This window comes from Streptomyces sp. NPDC020875 (assembly GCF_040641415.1).
GTDB lineage: Bacteria > Actinomycetota > Actinomycetes > Streptomycetales > Streptomycetaceae > Streptomyces.
In genome coordinates, this window is record NZ_JBFADP010000032.1 from 1 (window position 1) to 19,212 (window position 19,212).

Genomic DNA, 19,212 nt, shown 5'->3' on the forward strand with positions numbered 1-19,212 from the left:
CCAAGTCCGACCAGGACCCCGCCCAGTGGCTGCCGCCGTCCAACGGCGCGATCTGCCGCTACACCTCGGAGTGGCTGGCCACCAAGCTCCGCTGGGGTCTCACCGTCGACCGGACCGAACAGACCCGGCTGTTGGAGCTGGCCGCCGACTGTTCCGGTGACCACGTGACGTACGAACCGGCGCCGTAACGTTCCGCCGCCGTTCCGGCCCCCCGGTCGGCCCACCACCACGGTGGCCGCCGGGGGGCCGGGCCGTGTCCCGGGCTGTTCGCGGGCCGTTTCCCGGGCCGGGCCGTTTCCCGGGTGGTGTCCGTGAAGTCCCGCCCGGCCCGCGAGGTCAGAGCCGGGACGGCGGTACGTCGGCGACGACCACGTACAGGGTCACCGCCGCGAGGAACGGCCCGTCCGAGGCGAGGGCGTCGAGCCAGCGGCGCCCCTGCTCCCGGGTGAGATATCCGGCGTCGACCGCCCGTTCGGTGTTGCGGTGCAGCCCCAGTACGTCGTCGGCGGCCCGGACGTCCCGGAAGACCGAGGTCACCGGGATGACGGTCGGGACGTCGAAGCCCGCCGCCAGCGCCAGCCTGGGCAACTGCCGCCCCAGGACGCCGTTGCGGACGATCCGGTCCGTGATGTGCCGGGTCCAGGCGCGGGCCGTCTCCAGATCGGGATGGTCGAAGGCGAGGGTGTCCCAGTCGGGTTCGGCCGTCACCAGCCGGCCGCCGGGCCGGAGCACCCGCCGCACCTCGGCGAGTACGGCCGCCGGATCCTCGACGTGCTGGAGTACCCGGTCCGTACGGGCCCGGTCGGCACCGGCGTCCGGGAGCGGCAGTCGGTGGACGTCCCCCAGCCGGACTTCGACGTTCCCCGCGGCCTGCCCCTCGGCCTCTTGTGCGACCCGCTCCCCGGCCCGGGCCACCATCTCCCGGCTGGCGTCGATCCCGATCACGGTGCCCTCGGGGCCGACGGCCCGGGCCAGGGACAGCAGATCGGTACCGGGACCGCAGCCCAGATCGACGACGGTATGACCGGCGGAGGCCCGGAGTTCACACAGGGCGAGATGTTTGTATGACCGGCCCGCACCCGCCGCGACCCGGTCGAGGTAGTGGATCTCGTCGGGCGGGGCGGTCTCGAAGACCTGTCCGCTGACCCGTTCCATGGTCCGGGCCTCGGCCTTGAGGACGTCCCGGCCCCGGCCGGTGATCCGGTACGGCCGCCTCCGCTCCCGTACCTCCATCGGTTCGACCAGCCCCTTCCGCTCCAGCCGGGCCAGCGCGCCGTAGAGGCTGCCGGAGCCGAGCCGTTCGCCGGAGAGCTTCTCCACGGCGGAGTTGACGGCATAGCCGTGCAGGGGGCCTTCGGCGAGGACGGTCAGGACGAGGGTCTGTGCGTCATGGGTCCGCATGGTGGCGATAGTACGTGGCACGTACTACGCGGCGCGAGGCATCCCTCGTACGGCTGTCCTCACACATCCCCGAGGCATAACCCCGCGGGCGCCGGGCAGGGGCGGGTCAGGCCCCGCCGCGCTCCCCCCTCGCGGTGGGGCCGCCCCCTTTCCCGCGTACCGGACCGAACTTTCTCGCGAAGGCCGCGCATTCTTCATATGAGAATGCGAAAGAAGACCGCCTTCATCGCAGTATCGTTTCCCCCTCCACGACATGCGGAATAATCGCCAGGGGAAAGCACTCGCCCCCTCCGACCTGCCCCCACCTGCGATGCGACCCGGCGTGAACGGCCGGAGAACGGCGCGGAAACCGGCGCCCGGAAGCTTTCCGTCCGCCCGAAGCGCAGAAGTGCGCCGCCGCCCCGGGGTTGGCGTCCGGGCCGATGAACGGGAAATTCGTCGGGCGGGAAATATGCCCGCCGGGGTCGTCGAAACCGATCGGTACCGACGCCTGTCCGCGCTTTCACGGAGGTTCCATGTCAGCCTTGCGTGCCCGAACCACCCTCGTCGCCACGGCCCTCGCGCTCGCCGCGACGGGTGCCGTACTCGCCGCGCCCGCGCAGGCCGCCGCGCTCAGCCGGTTCGACAACGGCAGCTTCGAGTACCCGCTCGCCCCCGCGAACTCCTTCTCGACCCATCCCGCGGGCAGCCTCCTCGGCCCGTGGCGGGTGGGCGGCGGCGGTATCGACCTGATCGACAACGGCTTCTGGCAGGCCGCCGAGGGCGATCAGTCGATCGACCTCAACGCGGGTGCGCCGGGGTCGGTGACCCAGACGTTCACCACCGTGCCCGGGCGGACGTACACCGTCAGCTACTCCCTGGCGGGCAATGTCGACGGCAACTCGCAGCCGGTGGTGAAGACCGGGCGGGTGCTGATCGACGGCCAGAACTTCCAGGACTTCAGCTTCGACGTGACCGGCAAGACCAGGCCGGCCATGGGGTATGTGAACCGGCAGTTCGACTTCACCGCGGGCGCGGCGGCCACGACCCTCGCCTTCGTCAGCGGGACGCCGGGCGCGCACGGCCCGGCGATCGACAATGTGCAGGTCAAGTCGGCCTGTTGCGGCTGTTCGTCGTCCTGCTGACCGACGTCTCGGTACGGTACGGGCTCCGCGCCTCCGGGCACGGGGCCCGTCCCCGTGCCCCCGTCCTGTCCCGTCCCGTCCCTGGGGGTCACCCCTCCAGCAGGCTGGTCTCCGGGTCCCGGTCGGTGAGGCAGTACAGGCCCCCCGCCGGATCGCGCAGTACGGTCCAGTGCTCGAAGACCCCCACCACGGTCGCGCCCAGCGCCTCGTGCGCGACGGTCGACGCGGCCCGGTCCGCCGCCGAGAGGTCGGGATGCGCGCCCGCCTCCCTGGGCTCGTCCAGCCGCTGGAGCAACAGCCGTATCGGCAGCTGTCCGTCCGGGGCCTGGACCGCCCGGTACTCCGCCCGGGGGGCGATCAGCAGCGGCCAGCCGGTGACGGCGCTCCAGAACGCGGTCTCCTTCTCGTATATCTCCGGCGTGATATCGAGACAGATCTGGTCCAGCCGGGTCCCGGCATGGGTGTCGGGCCGCCGGGACTCGCCGTGCCACTCCACCGCACAGAACGCCTGCCCGCCCGGGGACGCCAGCACCACGTAGTCGTCGTACTCCACGACGATCTCGGCGCCCTCGGCGACGGCCCGCGCGGCGAAGGCGGCCACCTCCTCGACATGGAAGTCGGGATGCGCCCCGCGCGTCCCGTCGTCCCAGGCCCCGACGCCCTGGAGCCGTACGTACGGATCGGCGACGGCGGCGTCGGGCAACAGCGTCGCGAACTCCCCGTACGAACCTCGGCGCGGGGAGAGTTCGGTCCCGGTGACCGCCGTCCAGAACTCCGCGGCGGCGACGAAGCGCTCCCGCGGCCGGTCCACGAACAGGCTCGTCCAGCGGATCATGGTGCTCCCCTCGTACGGCGGACTCCCTGCCGGAAGGGTAGGCGCCGGGCCGGGACCCGTGCCCCGATCCGCCGTGATACCGGGTCGATCACCCCACCTGTCCGGATCGTCGTTTGAGTACGGATGCTCATGTCAGCACCCGGTGATGATCGAAAACTTGCAGCATGAAGCGATTCGACGCCCCCACGACGAGCACCGCCCGTACCGCCCGCACCAGCCGCCGTTCCCGCCTCGCCCTGGCGAGCACGGCCGTCGTCGCGGTCCTCGCCCTCGCCGCCTGTGGCACCGACAAGTCGAACGCCGACGGCGCGATGAAGGAGACCGTACGGACGGGAGCCGGTGCGCAGACCCAGCCGCAGACCCAGGCCACGGTGGCGGCTGCCGAGAAACAGCAGCCGCACGAGGACGACACCAACGCGGACTGGTCGTTCTTCGAAATGCTCAACGAGGTCTCGGACCCCTGCTACCCGGACCCGGTCCCGGTCCCGCCGGCCCCCGACGAGCCCCTCGGACCGGACGAGAAGCCGCCGACCCGCCCGGTACCGCTCCCGGTCGACCACACCGCCCCCGTCCCCGAGCAGCCCGACACCATCGAGCCGCCGGCCGAGCTGTCCGAGGCGGAGCAGTGCGCGGGCAAGCGCCACGCGGACCGCATCACCAAGGCCCTCGCCGGCAAGTCCACCGCGCCCGACCAGGTGCGCAAGGTCCTCAACGGCCTGAAGTACGACAACGAGCGCATCCACGCCCTGAAGCGCACCGGCGACACCACCGCCTTCGCCCTCGACCTCCGCTTCATGGGCAGCAACCTCGCCCTCACGGCGAAGGTGAACGCGAAGGGCACGACGGTGGAACCGTTCTGGGCCAATGAGTCGGGCCGGTTCGTCCTGGCGGAGACCGCCTCGCGGTAGCCGGAATCGGCGACAGGGCCCGTGAACCGGTCCGGTCAACGGGCCCTGCGAACGGGCCCGGTGAGTGGCCCCGGTCAACGGGCTCGGTCAGCGGGCTCGCGAACGGGCGGGCCCGGGACGCCCCGGACCCGTCCCGCTACTCGGGCCGCGCGGCGGTGACGACGTAATAGTCGAGGATGCCCCGCTCCCAGGCGTGCCGGAAGTTCCGGGGCCAGCTCCCCGGCGGCCACCAGCGGGCCAGCCAGAGATCCCAGCCCGGCCAGACCCGGTCCCCGATCGACTCGACGCGTACGTCGTCGAAGCCCGCCCCGGTCAGCGCGGCCACCAGCCCGCCGACCGGGCGGGCGATGTCGAGTCCGCCCGCGAAGGTCTCCAGCAGCCCGGCGAGCTGGCCGGGCCGTACCGGGGCCTCGTCCACCGTGAAGAAGCTGGTCACCCCCACCCGGCCGCCGGGCCGCAGGACCCGGGCCGCTTCGGCGGCGAAGGCGTCGAGGTCGGGGAAGTGCTGGGCCGCCTCGACACTGATCACGGTGTCGAACTCGGGCCCGTCCCACGGCATCCGCTCGGCGGCGCCCCGGACGAACCGCAGCCGCCCGGGTTCCGCGCGGAGCAGGTCCTTCTGTGCCTCGCGGGCCCGCCGGAGCTGGTCGGGGTGGATATCCATGCCCGTGATCGCGGCGGGCCCGTACTCCCGCAGCGCCACCGCGCACCCCATCCCGAGACCGCAGCCGACCTCCAGGATCGAGCCGCCCGCCGGTGGCGCCAGCGCGTCCAGCACTCTGCGGTACAGATCCTCCTGGCTGCGGACCCGTTCCGCCTCGCCGAGCGATCCGCCGAGGTCGATGCCGTGCCAGTAGCCGAAGTTGATGAACCCCCCGGCGAAGATCGGCTCACGGCTCAGATCCCCCGCGCCGTACGCCTCCCGTACCGCCGGTCTGATCGCGGGCCAGGCCCCGTCGTCGTCCGCCTTGTCCGTACCGTCCGTGCCGTCCGTCACCCTGCCGCACCTCCGCGAGCGCGATCACCGTGCCGCGCGCGGCTCTCCCCGGGCGGCCGGACCGGGAGATCACTTGCCCGACGGCGCCCCGGCCGAAACGCCGGGGCGGATGATCCGCGCGTGATCCGGCCTACGGTCGCCCCGGCCCGGCCGCGTACTCCAGCGGCGGCGCCATCGCCCGTACGTCCGCGTTCTCCCCCACCCACAGGCCGATGTACAGGGCGGCGGTCGCCTCCAACAGCCCCGCGCGCTCCAGCCCACCGGCGGCCACCGGCTCGCAGCCCGCGTCCCGCACCAGTTCCCGGACCCGTACGAGTGCCGGCTCGTCGTCCCCGCAGACCGGCACGGCCAGCGGACGGCCGTCGAACACCGGCGGCCGCATCCGCCAGACGTCCACATGGCAGAGGTTGAACGCCTTCACCACCCGCGCCCCGGGCGCGGCGTCGGCCAGCAGCCGGGCGGCCGAGGGCCCGCCGCCGGTCAGCAGCCGGAACCCGGGCCCGACCGGATTGGAGCAGTCGACCAGGGCCTTCCCCGCCGGCTCGTCCCGGAGTCCGCGCTCCTCCGCCTCCAGAACGGCGCAGGAGTGATGCGCGACCAGGCACACGACCCGCTCGTCGGCCCCCTCCTCGTGCCGGAGGAAACGGGCCCCGTCGAGCGGATGAAAGCCTGTGGCAGCGATGGCCGGCGCGTACCCGATGTCATGCAGCACGGCGGCGGCCTCCAACAGCGCCGCGTCCCCACCGAGCACCGGCGCGAGCGACCGGGCCCGCTCGGCCACCCCCAGGGAGTGCGCCCAACGGCGCGGCAGCGTCGGGGAGAGCATCGATTCGGAGAGCGCGTACGCCCACTGGGTCAGCTCCATGGAGAGCAAGGCTAGGACCTGCCCCGAGGCGGCACGCGACGACTGATATCGATGATGTGGTCGGGGCAGGTGACGCGCCCGGGGTGGACCTCGACGGGGGCGCTGGTCGTTCTCCGGCAGACCTGGCATTCCGCGGTGACGGGCGACGGTGGCCCGGCGAGAAGCCCGTCCCGGGTCACCGGATCCACGTCCACGCCGGTCCGGGCCGGGCGGCTCGTACGGCCACGGGCTGCTCGAAGTGGACCCCGTCGGGAGCGATGATCACCCGGCGGGGAGCGGCGGATCGTTGCCGGAGGATGTTCCGGGCTTCGGCTCGGCCGGGGCTGGTCCAGGGCCGGGCCCAGGGGTCGGTCCGGGGCGGCGGAACGACGACGATCACCGTGTGACGGCTTCGACGCGGCTCCAGTAAAGCCCGCACGGCGGCGACGAGGCTGAGGATAAGGTCACGCATACGACAGGTCAGCTCCTTCGGAGGGCTGGTCGGTTGAGCCCCGATGGACCGTTGCGAGCGGTCGGTCGGGGCGTCTTTGCTTTGTGGGGGCCCGGCCCCGTGCCGCGGGGGATCGGTTGTACGGGGCCGGGACCCTTTCCCGAGTCCGGGGCGTGGGGCCACCGAACCCGGGAGCCTTCAGACCCGCCGGGGCCGGGACGGGGCCCGCATACGCGGCTTGGGGCACTCCGGGTGCGCGTAGAGCGACGGCCGAGACCCGGAGGCGGAGAACCCGAGCATCAACAAGGTCTCCTCGGTCCGCTCCACCAACCGCTCGCAGTACACGCAGTACTCCGGAAACCCACCGGACACCGGGGCGGGGCTACCGGACATCGTCCACCTCGGGTGTATCGGGGCAGACAGAATTGCCACAACGGCACGGAGGCCAATCAAACACGGAACTGCCCAGCGGGCTCGGCCCCTCAGGTGCCTCGACGACACCCCACTGCTCCAGGGTCCGTCGGCTGGACACCGAGCCGGTCAGCCCCGGGAGCGGCGTCACCGAGGCATCCGCCAGCTTCCGCCGTCGATCCCGGTCCCCAGCGGTACGACGCGGACTCATCCGGCATCACCCGCCTGCCTGCCCGCGAGCAGCCGTCCGAGCAGGTCGCGCAGGGCGACCGCCTCGTCGGCCGTCATCAGGAAGGGGACGGAGTCGACCCGGCCGTTCCACTCGCACAGGATGAGGGGAACGGCCAGACGCCCCGCCTCGGTAAGTTCCACCCTGCTTCCCTCGGGAAGCCTCAGATGCCGTCTCTTGACCGATAAGAGCGCCGAAGCGTCACCGGATTCATGACTCATTGCCATGGCTCAGAACGCTAAGGGCATTTCACCGTCGCCCCCTTGAGGAATATTCAGGGCTGAGCAGCGCTCAGGGTGTACGAATCATCACGCGGCCAGCCCGATGTGCTGGGCGACCTGCCGGAGGTCATCCCACCACAACGGCTTCTCCCGCTTGAGCAGCTCCGCGACCGCCTCACGGACGAGAGGCGAGAACCTGATCTCTTCCGGTGACTGCTGCATCAGCTTTCCGAGGATGTGTACGGTCGCGTAGTCGTCACGCTGGATCCGGTTGAGGTTCATCACCTCGATGAGATACCTCGTCCGGCGTTCCAGTGGAACCCCCGAGCTGATCCGTACCGTGTCCGCGACTCGTAGCGCCTCGCCCGGATCTCCGTCCTCCGCCATCAGATGCACCTCGTGCATGGCGACGTTCGTGGGTCCGAAACAGGTGTGCCAGTGGTTGAACTCGGAGGTGACCTTCCTCGCCGCACGTCGGGCGCCTTGGTAGAGGTCCCAGCCCATCAGCGACTTGTTGGCCCGTACGGCGGCGACCGCACCCTGAAGATGGAGTGCGCCATAGGCCGACCAGTGTTCGACGGGCGATTTCTCGTCCGGCTCACAGCGGGCGATGGTCTGCCGGGCCAGTTCCAGACTGTCCGACACATCGCCCGCGGACGTCAGCACACAATTCAGATTCCAGGCCGCCGCCGCCAACAGGGCCGGGTCACCGGTTCGCTCGGCGAGTGCCAGCCCGCGGTCAGCCGCGACACGGGCCGATGTCGTTTCGCCCACCCGACGCAGCCACACTTGGTGCAGGCCATAGAGACTGACCAACTGCCGGAGAACCCGGGTCTCCTCGCCCTCGGAAGCGTCGCGCAAGGTGGCGTGCCCCTGGCCCAGAAGCGTCGCGAGACGCGCCCCGACATCCCGGTATCGGGCCACGGCCTGGGTCTCGTACACCTTCCACGCATCCGTGACGGAGGTCTCGAAGTCATCCGCCCCGATCCCGTCTGCCCGAAGCGACAGAAGGGACGCGGGCAAAGACAGGGTCTGCCGAATGGCGGGGACATGTTCGTGCTCCGCCTGGCCGGTCGAGATTCCCGTTACGTAGCCGCCGGTGAGGTCCTCGATACTGCATCGGAGTGCCTGACAGAGCGCTATCAGCACGGGCACCCGGTCGACGGGGATCCGATCGTGCTCGATCTTGTAGACCCAGTTCTCCGACCGGCCGACGAAGTCTCCGAGGACCTTCTGAGACATCCGCCGTTGCTCCCGGAGCCATCGGATCCGCTGGCCGACACTGAACAACTCTCCGTCATACACCATGGCTTGACCATTCGCCGTAGTGGACCAAGTCCCATCGCAGAGCCTATGCCCCCGCGCAGGGGCAGAGGTGATACTTGGCTCCCCTGCCCCATCAGCACCCCGAACGCTCCGACAGCCAGGAGGTAGCCTTGCCCGCCCCCTACAGCGGACTGATCCTCGACTTCGGTGGCGTCCTGACCACCCGGATGCGGCTGAACGGCGAAGCCTTCGAACGGTCCGAGGGGCTGACATCCGGCGCCTACTTCCACGCGCTCAACGATCACCCGGAGGGGGTCGCGGTCTACGCCGCGCTCGAAGTCGGTCAGGCCACCCAGGAGGACTGGAACCGGGTCATCGGTGGAATCCTCGGTATCGACCCCACCGACCTGATGCGGCGCGCCCTCGCCAATCTCCACCCCGAACCTCGGATCGTGGCAGCCGCGCGGCGTGCCCGGGCTGCCGGGGTCAAGCTGGCCATGCTCAGCAACAGCTTCGGTGTCGAGCCGTACAACCCGTACGAGAAACTCGGGCTCTACCAAGACTTCTTCGACGTCGTCGTCCTGTCGGAGGAGGAAGGGATCCGCAAGCCCGCGACCGCGATCTACGAGCGGGCGCTGGAGAAACTGGGCCTGCCCGGACCGGAGTGCGTCTTCGTCGACGACCACGCCCACAACCTGCCGCCGGCCGAAGCCCTCGGTATCCGCACCATCCACCACACCACGGACCCCGGCGCCACGGCGGACCTGCTGGACGACTTGCTTCTCGACGCGCGCCCACCGGGTGAGGTCAACGCCCTCCCGCGTTGAGCCCCGTCACGACGCGCGAAAGTTCCGCGAGGCCCGTCACCCGTAACGTCGGCAGCCGTCGGGCCTCCTCCGTGCCCCACTGGATCGTGGCCCACGGGCCCCGCCGTACCAGCGCCGTCGGCATCCCCGCCGCCACGGCCGGACGGATGTCGTTGTCGACGCGGTCACCGACGTACAGGATCTCCGCCGGGGGAAACGGCACCACGGCGGCGAGGCGGGTGAAGAACTCCGGATCCGGCTTGTGGGCGCCCCAGTCGTCGGACGTGCCGATCAGATCCACGTCCGGCGAGAACAACTCCCGCAGCAGCGCGCCGGACCGTACGGTCTGGTTGCCCGCGATCCCCAGCCACAGCCCGTCCGCCCGCAACCGCGCCAACGTCGGGCGTACGTCGGGATAGAGGTCCCCCTCGCCGAACCATTCCGGCTCCCCCGCCGCCGCCCGCCGCTCCCGCTCCTCGTACAGATCGAATCCGGGCCGGAACACCCGGAACGCCTCCCGGTAGTCCCGCCCCTGGGCGATCACCGCCCCGAACACGGCCGTGAACGTATGCCTCGGCACTCCCAGCCAGTCCGCCCAGGTGCCGTACTCCCGGGTCTCGTCCACCAGACACTCGCCGACATCGAACACCACCGCTCGAATCATGAGCGCCAGCCTAGGAACTCGCCCCGCCGAGCGGGAGGCGAGCCCAGGCCGGCGGGAGTTCGGCCATCTTGTGGGAGCGGCCGCGTCACCTCCACAGTGGAACGACAGACGCCCCCGAGGGAGGCCCCTTGCGACGCCGTGACCTGCTGGCCGGGCTGACGACGACCGCCGTTCTCGGTACGACGTCCTGGCCGGAGGACCTGCTGCCGCACCGGGACGCCCCGAGTGCCGGAGCCGAGCCCACCCGGAAATCGGTCCGCGCCGCGCTCGCCGCGTCGCGGCGGGAGTTCGGGGCCTGCCGCTACGACGCCCTGGCCCGCGCGCTGCCCGCCCGGATCGCTCTCGCCCAGGCCCTGGGCCGGCAGGGCGCCGCCGAGGAGTCGGCCAGCGCCGTGGCCGAGCTCTACAACACGGCCACCCGGCTCTGCATCAAACTCGGCGAGGACGGCCTGGCCGCCGTCACCGCCGACCGGGCCCTGACCGCCGCGCTGTCCGGGGCCGGGGCGCTGACCATCGCCGAAGCGCACCGTATGGTCTCCAGCTCCTGGCGGCGCCAGGGGCACTACGCCCGCGCCACCGAAGTGGCCGTCACCGCCGCCCGGCAGCTCGCGGACGACCGCGCGGCCCCGGAAGCGGAACGCCTCTCCGTACAGGGCAATCTGTACGCGACCGCCGCCTACACCGCCGCCAAACAGGGCGACCGGCACACCGCCCGGGAACTGATCTCCGAGGCGGAGGCCACCGCCACCCGGCTGGGCCGGGACGGTCAGCCGGGTGGCACCACCTTCTTCGGACCGAGCCAGGTCCTCCTGCACCGGATCTCCATCAGCCACCTCCTGGGCGACTGCGGACTGGCCGTCGAACACGCCCGCCGGGTCGACGTCACCCGCCTCCCGTCGCCCGAACGCCGGGCCCGCTACTGGATCGACGTCGCCCGCGCCTTCGACCAGTGGGCCAAACCCGACCGGACGTACCAAGCCCTCCTGGCCGCCGAACGAGCCGCCCCGCAGGAAGTCCGGCGCGGCTCGGTCCGCACCATGGCCACCGGTCTCCTCCGCCACGACCGCGCACTTCCCGGTGTGCTTACCTTCGCCGTCCGCATCGGCGCGCTGAACTGAACAGTCGGCATCGCCCCGGTCACGCTCTCCCACCGCAAGTGGCCTCCCGGTCGGATACGTCCGGCACCAGACAGCCCGACACTCGTTAGAGACTGCGGTTGATCTCGCCATTTCCTCCCCGCGCGTGCGGGGGTGTCCCCAGTCCACTTGGCTGTGAAGGCCAAAACATGCAGTCGTCCCCGCACGAGCGGGGTTGTGTCAGTTAGTGGGCGCCGAACCCTTCGGTTCGGCGCCCACGCGTGCCTGTGGCGGTCCGGCACTGAACCGCACGCTTGATGGCCTCTCGATCACCAGCCCGACTCGCCGATGACAACTGAACAGCCAAGGGGACTGTTCGCCTTGACTGCGTAACCGGCCGACCAGGAGGCCGGTTAGCCAGAAAGCGGGTCGGCAACCGGTCCGTGCTACAAACACTCACGGGAGGGAGCAGGTGAGGATGGAGCCGGGGGATCCCTGGTGGTCCAATCCTGGCTGGTGGAATCTCTTCGTCAGCCTGGTCATCGCTGTCATTTCCTGACACACAGCCCCCGCAGTAGGGCGCACGATGTCAGCTCGTCCTCGGATGAGCTCTCGCAAAGCCTCACAACGCCGAAGCGCCCCACCCGGCCGAAAGCCGGGTGGGGCGCTTCTTCGCAGGTCATCCGGGTGTACCCGGGACCTGGGGCGGTAGGCCGCGTGGGACTCGAACCCACAACCAACGGATTAAAAGTCCGCTGCTCTGCCAATTGAGCTAGCGGCCCTCGGCCCGACCACACCTGAGCATAGCCGGAGCCGGGACCGGAGCCGATCGGGTATCCCGTGGTAGGCGTGTGGCGGGTGGGGAAAGGCCGTCGGCCGGGGCGGCGCATGGCCCCGGCCGACGGCCCTCCGCGTCAGTGGAGCGAGGTGTACTTCTGCCAGCCCGTGCCCACCTGCGTGGGAGCCGCGAACGTGCCCGTACCCGTGCCCAGGTGCTGCCACAGGCGGCCGGACGTGTCGCGGGTCAGCAGGTCCTGGCGGGTGTCCGCGTTCAGGTCGCCGACGCCCGCGAAGGACGTGTGGGTGGTGTGCCAGTCCTTCGCGACCAGGGTCTTCGCGCCCAGCGCCGACTTGCCCGTGCCGTTGAAGCGCCACAGTTCGCCGCCGCCGTCGCGGGCCAGCAGGTCGGCGTGGCCGTCGCCGGTGATGTCGCCGGGGGCGATCAGGGTGAGGCCCTTGAAGGAGCCGGGGAGGCGGACCGGGGACCCCAGGGTGCCCTTCGCCGTCGTCGGGTAGAGGGAGAGCGTGCCGTCCGGCTTACGGGCCAGCAGATCGCCCCGGCCGTCGCCGGTCAGGTCGCCCGCCGGGAGCAGGGTGTCGAAGATGCCGAAGCCCCAGCCGATCCGGACCTTCGGGGACGTCGGGGCCGGGAGCCGGTCGCACGACGGGCCCTCGTGGCGCCACAGTTCACCCGCTGTGGTGCGGACCACGAGGCTGTCGCACCAGGTGTTCATGGTGCCCATGGGGAGCACCGCGTTGATGTTCTTCCAGCCCTTGGAGACCTTCTGGACGGCCCCGCCGGACGCGGCCTTCGTCAGGTTCTGGTGGGACACGAGATCGCCACCGGTACGGGTGACCAGCTCCGGGAGTCCGTCGCTGTTGAAGTCGCGCGGGACGTCCTTGCCGCCGTGCGCGGTCAGCTTTCCGCTGCCGTGGGTCTTGCCGTCGACGGCCAGCCACCACCAGTACGAGCCGTTGCGTACGGTACGGCCCGCCGCGTCCTTGCCGTCCCAGGCGATGTCGAGCTGGGCGCCGGAGCGCCGGATCTCGGTCCGCGTCAGGGTGCGTACGGTGGCGCCCGCCGCGTCCTTGATCGTGATCGACCAGTCGGCCGCCGGGCGGCTGAGCTGCCAGTGGCCGTTCCACTTCGGGTCCTCGGCACCGGCCTTGGTGTCCACGGAGTAGTCGGTCTCGGACTCGATCGCCGCGACCGGGGAGCGCGGCACTTCCACCGGCTTGATCCGGATGCCCTGGTCGGCGTCGGTGTACGCGACGTGGCCGCCGAACTTGTCGACCGTCCACTTGCCGTTCGCGGGGACCGTCGCGAACGGCGCCGTACCGCCGGTGTGCAGGTTCGTCAGCCGGAGCTGCGTACCGTCCCGGCCGACCACGAAGCCGTCGCCGAGGCGCGCCCCGCCGCCCGGAGCCACCGAGGTGCCCTTGCCGGTGGTGCGGTCCAGAACGCCCGCCTTGGTGGTGCCGCAGGCCCAGTAGAGCCAGCGGCCCACGGCCTGGAGGTCGTTCGGTACGCAGCCGGAGCCCAGCTTCAGCTCGGCGCCGGTCTTCTTGGTCTTGAGGTCGTACGGGGCGACGTTCCCGGCGGTCTTCCCGGGCGTCCACAGGGTCGTGCCCCAGACGGACGCCGCCGTTTCCGCCCGCTTCAGCGCCACGTTGTCGGCGTACTGCTGCCGTACGTCACCGATGTACTGACGGCCGTCGCCACCCGTCAGGACCGAGTAGCGGCCGGTGGTCTCGGTGATCCGCACGGGCATGGGTACGTCGACCCACGCAAGGCTCTTGTCACCGTTCGGGATGTGCAGTCCGGCGGAGGTGGCGAAGGCGCTGCGGCCGTCGCCGAGCGAGTGCAGACCGCCCTGGAGCGCCGAGGTGCTGCGGAAGACCGACTCCTGCTTGCCGATGGCCGGGGTCCCGGAGCCGGACAGGTCGTGCTGGTAGAGGGCGGGCAGGTCGGAGCCGGAGTGCGTGAAGTAGCTCAACCGGCCGCCCCCCAGGGCCAGGCCCTGGATCTCCGCGTTCACCTGCGGTACGGCCCGGACCGTCGTCAGCCCGACCGTGCCGTCCGCCGCCGCCGAGATCCGGCGTACGGCCCAGTCGTCGCCGCTGGTCCCGGCGGCGACGAGGACACTGCCGTCGGGCGCGGGGACCAGGTGCTCGGCCGCGTGGCGGATCAGCTCCCGCCCGGTGCCGGTGGTGCTGCCGATCGGAATCGCGTACAGCCGGGCGCCGCGTACGGAGGCACGGAAGTGGGAGTCCAGCCGGCGGCTGAGCACGATCGTGTCACCGACCACCGCGAGCCCGCCGGTGACCAGCTCGGATCCGGCCCGCTCGGGCAGCGTCGTGACGACCGGCGCGGCACCGGGGGTGCGCAGATCGACGGTGGTGACCCGCCGCTGCCACGCGTCGAAGTCGGTGATCACATGGTGCTCACCGAGTCGGCGGAAGCCACCGGAGGGGCTCGGGGGGAGCTCGGTCAGCCGGGCCGTGCGGTAGTCGAGGACGTAGTCGACGATCGAGCCGTTCACCCGGAAGCCGATGACGGCCGCGTAGCCGGTCTGCTCGGCCTCGAGGGAGTCCACGTCCGCCTCGTTGACCGCCGGTACGCCGGTGACCGGTCGCTCTTCGGTGGTGCCGTCGGCGGCGCGGCGCAGGATGCTCATCGAGACGGCGGTGCCCTCGGGGTTCACCCGGTGGACGACGATCGAGTCGGCGGTGTGCGCGCCGCTGTACAGGGCTCCTTGCGGGAGCCGGTAGACCGTGTCCCGGCCGGTCGCCAGGTCGGTGACGGTAACCGTGACCGTGCCGTCGGGCGCCAGGTCCTCGTCGTCCCGGAGGCCGGAGTGGCCCCGGCGCTGTTCCTGCACGGCCGGGACGTCCCGGAACTCGCCGGTGTTCTGGTCGAACCACTGGCGGGCCTTGCCCCGGCCCTCCTCACGGGCCAGATAGCCGGTGGCGCCCGCCTCGCCCAGCACCACCTCACGGGGCAGATAACGCGACTGCGGCGGCAGCACCGCCTCGGCCGAAGCGCCACCGGTCGCCCCCGAAGCGGTCGGCACGGCCGAAGCCGCGGGTGCGGCCGACGCGGCGGGTGCCATGGCGGTGACGAGTCCGGCGCCGACGGCCACCGCGACGGCGGTCGCGACGGTGCGCCGGGGGGCCGTACGAACACGGCCGACGCGGCTGCCGCGACCGGCGCGGTCAGCACCGCCGACCCGACCGACACTGTCGCTGCCGCTGCCGCTGCCGCTGCCGAAACGATTCTGCAAAGAAGTCCCTCCCCAGGGTCCGCACAGATATCGACAGGGGTCGATACGGCGGCATGCGATACGTCGATAGGCCCGGGCGGCAGGAGGAGCGACCGGATACCGGCGCTGCACCAGAGCGGAACTCCCACCTCGGGCGAGCGACAGGATAGCAATCGGCCGAAGTGGCCGAAAGATCTATTACACGGGGATATCCGGCGGTGGTGAGGGAGTTGCGGTCCGGAAGCGGCGGTACGGGACAGGGCCCGCACCCCTCGTGGGGTGCGGGCCCTGTCCGGAAAGCCGGCCGGCGGAAAGCCGGTGTCAGCCGTTGCGCTTCCAGCGCGGCTTGTCGTCGCGGCGGGCGAACGAGCCGGAGGAGCCGGACGTGCTGCCGCCCCGGTGGTCGTCGCGGCGGCCGTACGGGCGGTCCGAGGAGCCGCCGGAGCGGTAACCGCCGGAGGGGCGGTCGTCGCGGCGGTCGCGGTTGAACGGACGGTCGCTGCCCCGGTGGCCGCTGGGACGGTCGTCCCGGCGGAAGCCGCCCGACGGACGGTCGTCGCGGCGGAAGCCACCACGGTCACCGCCGCGGTCGCCGCCCCGGTCGTCACGACGGTCGTCGCGGCGGAAGCCGCCGGAGGGCCGGTCGTCACGGCGGTCACGGTTGAACGGGCGGTCCCCGCCACGGTCACCGCGGTCGTCACGGCGGAACCCGCCACGGTCGCCACGGTCGCCACCGCGGTCGTCCCGGCGGTCGCGGTCGAACGGACGGTCGTCACGGCGGTCACGGTTGTACGGACGGTCCCCGCCACGGTCACCGCGGTCGTCCCGGCGGAAGCCACCGCGGTCGCCACCCCGGTCGTCCCGGCGGTCACGGTCGAACGGACGGCCACCGCCGCGGCGGTCGAAGTTGCCCCGGTCGTCCCGGCGCTCGAAGGACCGCTCGCGCTCCTCGCGCGCCCGGCGCTCCTCGCGCTCCTGCTTGGCGGCGGCAGCGGCGGCCTCCGCCTCCAGCTCGGCCTCGACCGCGCCGGTCACCTCGGCGACCGCGGCCTCGGGGTCGTCGCCCCGCTCGCGCGCGGCCCGGGCCACCAGCCGGTCGGCCTCTTCACGCAGTTCGGCCGCGCGCCGCTGTACCCGCTCCAGCTGCCGGTTGAGGTCGGCGACCTCGCGCTCGGCCTGCTTGGCGGCGTTGTTCGCGGAGTCGGCCTGGACCTCGGTCAGGGACCGGGCGCCGGTGATCTCGGCGACCTCGGGGTCGAAGGCACCCGCGCCGCCCACGATGTGGCGGGAGGCGTCGACGCCCGCGTCCTCCATCAGCCGGAAGATCTGCCGGCGCTGGTGGGGCAGGGAGAGGGAGACGACCGTACCGGAGCGGCCCGCGCGGGCGGTCCGGCCGGAACGGTGCAGGTAGTCCTTGTGGTCACCGGCCGGGTCCACGTTGAGGACCAGGTCGATGCCGTCGACGTGGATACCGCGGGCGGCCACGTCGGTGGCGACGAGCACGTTCACGTACCCGTCCTTGAAGTCGGCGAGGGTCCGGGTCCGGGCGCCCTGCGTCATACCGCCGTGCAGCGCGTCGGCCTTCACACCGGACTCGCGCAGCTGCTCGGCGACGCGGTCGGCGCCGAGCTGGGTACGGACGAAGATGATCGTCCGGCCCTTGCGGGCGGCGATCGCGGACGTGACCGGGGCCTTGTCCTTCGGCTTCACGACCAGGACGTGGTGGGTCATGGTGGTGACATTGCCCTGGGCGCTGTCGACCTCGTGGCTGACCGGGTCGGTCAGGTACCGCTTCACCAGGGTCGCGATCTCGTTCTCCATGGTGGCGGAGAAGAGCATCCGCTGGCCGCCGGCCGGGACCTGGTCCAGCAGCTCGGTGACCTCGGGCAGGAAGCCCAGGTCGGACATCTGGTCGGCCTCGTCGAGGACGGCGACCTGGACCTGGTCGAGGGAGCAGGCGCCCCGGTTGATGACGTCCCGCAGCCGGCCCGGGGTGGCGACGAGGATGTCGACGCCCCGCTCCAGCGCGTAGATCTGGTTGCCCATGGACGTACCGCCGCAGACGACCTTCATCTTCAGGCCGAGGACGTCGCCGTACGGCTGAAGGGCGTCGGCGACCTGCATCGCCAGCTCACGGGTCGGGGTCAGGATGACGCCGCGGGGCTTCTTCTTCTCGGTGTGGCCGGTCGCGAGGGTCGCGAGCAGCGGCAGACCGAAGGAGAGCGTCTTGCCGGAGCCGGTACGGCCACGGCCGAGGATGTCCTTTCCGGCCAGGGCGTCCGGAATGGTCGCGGCCTGGATCGGGAAGGGGGTGGTCACACCGTTCTGGCCGAGCTTGCGGACGACGCCCTCGGGCAGACCGAGGTCCGCGAAGGTGATCTGCGGCTCGGCGTCTTCGGCATCCGCGTCGGCGTCGACATCGGCGTCAGCGGCGGAGTCGTCGTCCTCGGCACGGAGGTCGTCGGACTCGGCGGCGACGTCGGTGACGTCGGCGGCCTCAGCGGGCTCGACCGTGTCGACGGCGTCGGTCGGCTCGGCCGCGATCTCGGTGCTCACGGTGCTGTCGGCGTTGTCGGTGCTCTCGGCGGGAGTGGTGTTCTCGACCGGCTCGACAGCGTGATCAGAAGTGAAAGTGGACATGCGAAATGCGAAACCTTCCGGAGTCTCGGCACGCGCCCGATCTCCGTGATTTCACACACGACCGCCTCGATGCGGTCCGCCACGGCTGGGAAATACGCGCCACACGGCGCGCTCTTCCGGCGCCGGGCAATGGGATCAAACGATCTACCACCATACGCACCCTCCCCGGTCCGAGGCAAACCGCTCGGGCGTGACCCCCGTTACACGCGCCTGCCACGCGCCCCGTACGCGCCGTCGCCGTACGCGTCCGTAGGCGTCCGCACGGTCACCGGGCCGCCCCGCGGGCGACCGGCGGACCGTACCGCTGGAACAGTACGGCCCGCCGGGCCCGGTACGCGCCCGGCCGGGATCACACCGGGCCCGGCCGGGGAGACACCTCGGGCCGGACCTCCAGGCCCGGCCCCGCCACCTCCGCGAGCCGCATCGCACCCGCGTGCACCTCGGGCGCCGACGACGCGGACGGCGGGTCCGTCGGCTGGGGCTGCGGCGAGGACGGCGGATCGACCGGGGGGTCCACCGGCGGATCCACCGGGGGCTGGGTCGGCGCCTCGGAGTGCGTGGGGCGCGCGGTCGGGCCGGGCGCCCCCGGCTGCTGCGGCCGGGGGCGCTCGACCGGCTTGCCCGGCCGCTCCGCCTCCTGGCCTGTGGAGGCACTGGGGCTCGGCGACAACTCCGGCTTGCCGCCCTTCGCCGCCTTCCCGTCGACCCCGGCGACCTCGGCCGGATGCCGGTGACCGCCGCCCACGTGCCGTCCGCCGCCCGGGCGTTCGTAGCCGCCGTCCGGTTCCGCGACCGTGTCGCGCCGGTCGGGCGTACCGCTGGGAGCGGGCTCGGCCCGTTCGTCGTCGCCGACGCTCATGCACCCGGTCGACGCGGCCAGCGCGACGGAGACGGCGAAAGCGGCGGCCAGACGACGGCCGGGGACGGGGAGCTGGCGCACGGGGGCACCTCCGGGCAGTACGGGGACAGCGGGGACAGGGGGCGCGCGTCGGGCGCCCGGCGCTCAGGGGCGCGCGGGAGCGCGTTGCGCACCGCGCGCGGGGCCTGGCCCCGTACGCGGGTCTTCCTGCCCAACTCCCGTCGGGGGGCGGGGGACACGCCCACGCTTTCGGCGGAGCCGATACCGATCAGCAGCGTCGGCTCGCCGCAGTGGCTTGTCGCGCGGTTTCCCCCTGGGCCCGAACGCCTTGGCCCTCCGGGCGAGGCCCACAACCCCGGGTCTCGCCCGGCGGCCTGCTGTTGTTCGCGGTCCGCACCACCGTCGTAGCTGTTCGCGCAGTTCCCCGCGCCCCTAAA

At 71.9% G+C, this 19,212-nt stretch carries 16 protein-coding genes, 1 tRNA gene and 1 pseudogene; 5 read left to right on the plus strand and 13 right to left on the minus strand.

Features of this window, described 5'->3' with window-relative positions; genetic code table 11:
- Positions 1 to 188, plus strand: a pseudogene (locus tag AB0G74_RS19520) (HNH endonuclease); the annotation flags it as partial.
- A 148-nt stretch (positions 189 to 336) separates the two neighbouring features.
- Here AB0G74_RS19520 and AB0G74_RS19525 read toward each other — a convergent pair.
- Entirely contained in the window at positions 337 to 1,401 is a 1,065-nt protein-coding gene (locus AB0G74_RS19525; protein WP_361147828.1) for a methyltransferase domain-containing protein, read from the minus strand.
- Between the two features lie 515 nt (positions 1,402 to 1,916).
- Between AB0G74_RS19525 and AB0G74_RS19530 the strand changes: the two genes are divergently transcribed.
- Positions 1,917 to 2,525, plus strand: a complete 609-nt coding sequence (locus AB0G74_RS19530; protein ID WP_361147830.1) for a choice-of-anchor C family protein — start codon at positions 1,917 to 1,919, stop codon at positions 2,523 to 2,525.
- Between the two features lie 88 nt (positions 2,526 to 2,613).
- Here AB0G74_RS19530 and AB0G74_RS19535 read toward each other — a convergent pair whose 3' ends face one another.
- On the minus strand, positions 2,614 to 3,360 hold the full coding sequence (locus tag AB0G74_RS19535; protein ID WP_361147832.1) for a VOC family protein: 747 nt from the start codon (positions 3,358 to 3,360) through the stop codon (positions 2,614 to 2,616).
- A gap of 164 nt (positions 3,361 to 3,524) precedes the next feature.
- On the opposite strand from AB0G74_RS19535, the gene AB0G74_RS19540 reads away from it, so the two are divergent.
- On the plus strand, positions 3,525 to 4,268 hold the full coding sequence (locus tag AB0G74_RS19540; RefSeq protein ID WP_361147834.1) for a hypothetical protein: 744 nt from the start codon (positions 3,525 to 3,527) through the stop codon (positions 4,266 to 4,268).
- 136 nt (positions 4,269 to 4,404) lie between these two features.
- Here AB0G74_RS19540 and AB0G74_RS19545 read toward each other — a convergent pair whose 3' ends face one another.
- From AB0G74_RS19545 to AB0G74_RS19570, 6 genes are all read right to left on the minus strand, one after another.
- A complete protein-coding gene (locus AB0G74_RS19545) occupies positions 4,405 to 5,265 on the minus strand; it encodes a methyltransferase domain-containing protein (protein ID WP_361147836.1) in 861 nt (286 codons plus the stop codon).
- Positions 5,266 to 5,395: 130 nt separating this feature from the next.
- The gene (locus AB0G74_RS19550) at positions 5,396 to 6,130 is read right to left on the minus strand and encodes an HD domain-containing protein (RefSeq protein ID WP_361147838.1); all 735 of its coding nucleotides are present in this window, start codon (positions 6,128 to 6,130) and stop codon (positions 5,396 to 5,398) included.
- Between the two features lie 175 nt (positions 6,131 to 6,305).
- Positions 6,306 to 6,581 carry a hypothetical protein gene (locus tag AB0G74_RS19555; protein ID WP_361147840.1) on the minus strand — a complete coding sequence of 92 codons (276 nt, stop codon included), beginning with the start codon at positions 6,579 to 6,581 and terminating at the stop codon, positions 6,306 to 6,308.
- 177 nt (positions 6,582 to 6,758) lie between these two features.
- On the minus strand, positions 6,759 to 6,953 hold the full coding sequence (locus AB0G74_RS19560; RefSeq protein WP_361147842.1) for a hypothetical protein: 195 nt from the start codon (positions 6,951 to 6,953) through the stop codon (positions 6,759 to 6,761).
- A 225-nt stretch (positions 6,954 to 7,178) separates the two neighbouring features.
- Positions 7,179 to 7,343 carry a hypothetical protein gene (locus AB0G74_RS19565; protein ID WP_361147844.1) on the minus strand — a complete coding sequence of 55 codons (165 nt, stop codon included), beginning with the start codon at positions 7,341 to 7,343 and terminating at the stop codon, positions 7,179 to 7,181.
- A 165-nt stretch (positions 7,344 to 7,508) separates the two neighbouring features.
- Positions 7,509 to 8,729 carry a helix-turn-helix transcriptional regulator gene (locus AB0G74_RS19570; protein ID WP_361147846.1) on the minus strand — a complete coding sequence of 407 codons (1,221 nt, stop codon included), beginning with the start codon at positions 8,727 to 8,729 and terminating at the stop codon, positions 7,509 to 7,511.
- 128 nt (positions 8,730 to 8,857) lie between these two features.
- On the opposite strand from AB0G74_RS19570, the gene AB0G74_RS19575 reads away from it, so the two are divergent.
- Positions 8,858 to 9,514 carry an HAD-IA family hydrolase gene (locus tag AB0G74_RS19575; RefSeq protein ID WP_361147848.1) on the plus strand — a complete coding sequence of 219 codons (657 nt, stop codon included), beginning with the start codon at positions 8,858 to 8,860 and terminating at the stop codon, positions 9,512 to 9,514.
- Here AB0G74_RS19575 and AB0G74_RS19580 read toward each other — a convergent pair.
- Complete coding sequence (locus AB0G74_RS19580; protein WP_361147850.1) at positions 9,495 to 10,157, minus strand: HAD family hydrolase; 663 nt, start codon at positions 10,155 to 10,157, stop codon at positions 9,495 to 9,497. The genes AB0G74_RS19575 and AB0G74_RS19580 overlap by 20 nt on opposite strands.
- Before the next feature lie 128 nt (positions 10,158 to 10,285).
- Here AB0G74_RS19580 and AB0G74_RS19585 point away from each other — a divergent pair, with 128 nt between their 5' ends.
- Positions 10,286 to 11,275 (plus strand): XRE family transcriptional regulator, encoded by a 990-nt coding sequence (locus AB0G74_RS19585; protein ID WP_361147852.1) that lies wholly within the window; start codon positions 10,286 to 10,288, stop codon positions 11,273 to 11,275.
- A gap of 667 nt (positions 11,276 to 11,942) precedes the next feature.
- Here the strand turns inward: AB0G74_RS19585 and AB0G74_RS19590 are convergent.
- From AB0G74_RS19590 to AB0G74_RS19605, 4 genes are all read right to left on the minus strand, one after another.
- Positions 11,943 to 12,015, minus strand: a tRNA-Lys gene (locus tag AB0G74_RS19590).
- 132 nt (positions 12,016 to 12,147) lie between these two features.
- Complete coding sequence (locus tag AB0G74_RS19595) at positions 12,148 to 15,297, minus strand: FG-GAP-like repeat-containing protein (protein ID WP_361147854.1); 3,150 nt, start codon at positions 15,295 to 15,297, stop codon at positions 12,148 to 12,150.
- Positions 15,298 to 15,597: 300 nt separating this feature from the next.
- On the minus strand, positions 15,598 to 17,916 hold the full coding sequence (locus AB0G74_RS19600) for a DEAD/DEAH box helicase (protein WP_361147856.1): 2,319 nt from the start codon (positions 17,914 to 17,916) through the stop codon (positions 15,598 to 15,600).
- Positions 17,917 to 18,265: 349 nt separating this feature from the next.
- Positions 18,266 to 18,856 carry a hypothetical protein gene (locus tag AB0G74_RS19605; protein ID WP_361147858.1) on the minus strand — a complete coding sequence of 197 codons (591 nt, stop codon included), beginning with the start codon at positions 18,854 to 18,856 and terminating at the stop codon, positions 18,266 to 18,268.
- Positions 18,857 to 19,212: the final 356 nt, after the last annotated feature.

What these genes read in the sequence shown, in the direction of transcription:
- AB0G74_RS19525 (WP_361147828.1), bottom strand. Translation starts at nt 1,401, where the DNA reads ATGCGGACCCATGACGCACAGACCCTCGTCCTGACCGTCCTCGCCGAA.
- AB0G74_RS19530 (WP_361147830.1), top strand. Translation starts at nt 1,917, where the DNA reads ATGTCAGCCTTGCGTGCCCGAACCACCCTCGTCGCCACGGCCCTCGCG.
- AB0G74_RS19535 (WP_361147832.1), bottom strand. Translation starts at nt 3,360, where the DNA reads ATGATCCGCTGGACGAGCCTGTTCGTGGACCGGCCGCGGGAGCGCTTC.
- AB0G74_RS19540 (WP_361147834.1), top strand. Translation starts at nt 3,525, where the DNA reads ATGAAGCGATTCGACGCCCCCACGACGAGCACCGCCCGTACCGCCCGC.
- AB0G74_RS19550 (WP_361147838.1), bottom strand. Translation starts at nt 6,130, where the DNA reads ATGGAGCTGACCCAGTGGGCGTACGCGCTCTCCGAATCGATGCTCTCC.
- AB0G74_RS19555 (WP_361147840.1), bottom strand. Translation starts at nt 6,581, where the DNA reads ATGCGTGACCTTATCCTCAGCCTCGTCGCCGCCGTGCGGGCTTTACTG.
- AB0G74_RS19560 (WP_361147842.1), bottom strand. Translation starts at nt 6,953, where the DNA reads ATGTCCGGTAGCCCCGCCCCGGTGTCCGGTGGGTTTCCGGAGTACTGC.
- AB0G74_RS19570 (WP_361147846.1), bottom strand. Translation starts at nt 8,729, where the DNA reads ATGGTGTATGACGGAGAGTTGTTCAGTGTCGGCCAGCGGATCCGATGG.
- AB0G74_RS19580 (WP_361147850.1), bottom strand. Translation starts at nt 10,157, where the DNA reads ATGATTCGAGCGGTGGTGTTCGATGTCGGCGAGTGTCTGGTGGACGAG.
- AB0G74_RS19600 (WP_361147856.1), bottom strand. Translation starts at nt 17,916, where the DNA reads ATGTCCACTTTCACTTCTGATCACGCTGTCGAGCCGGTCGAGAACACC.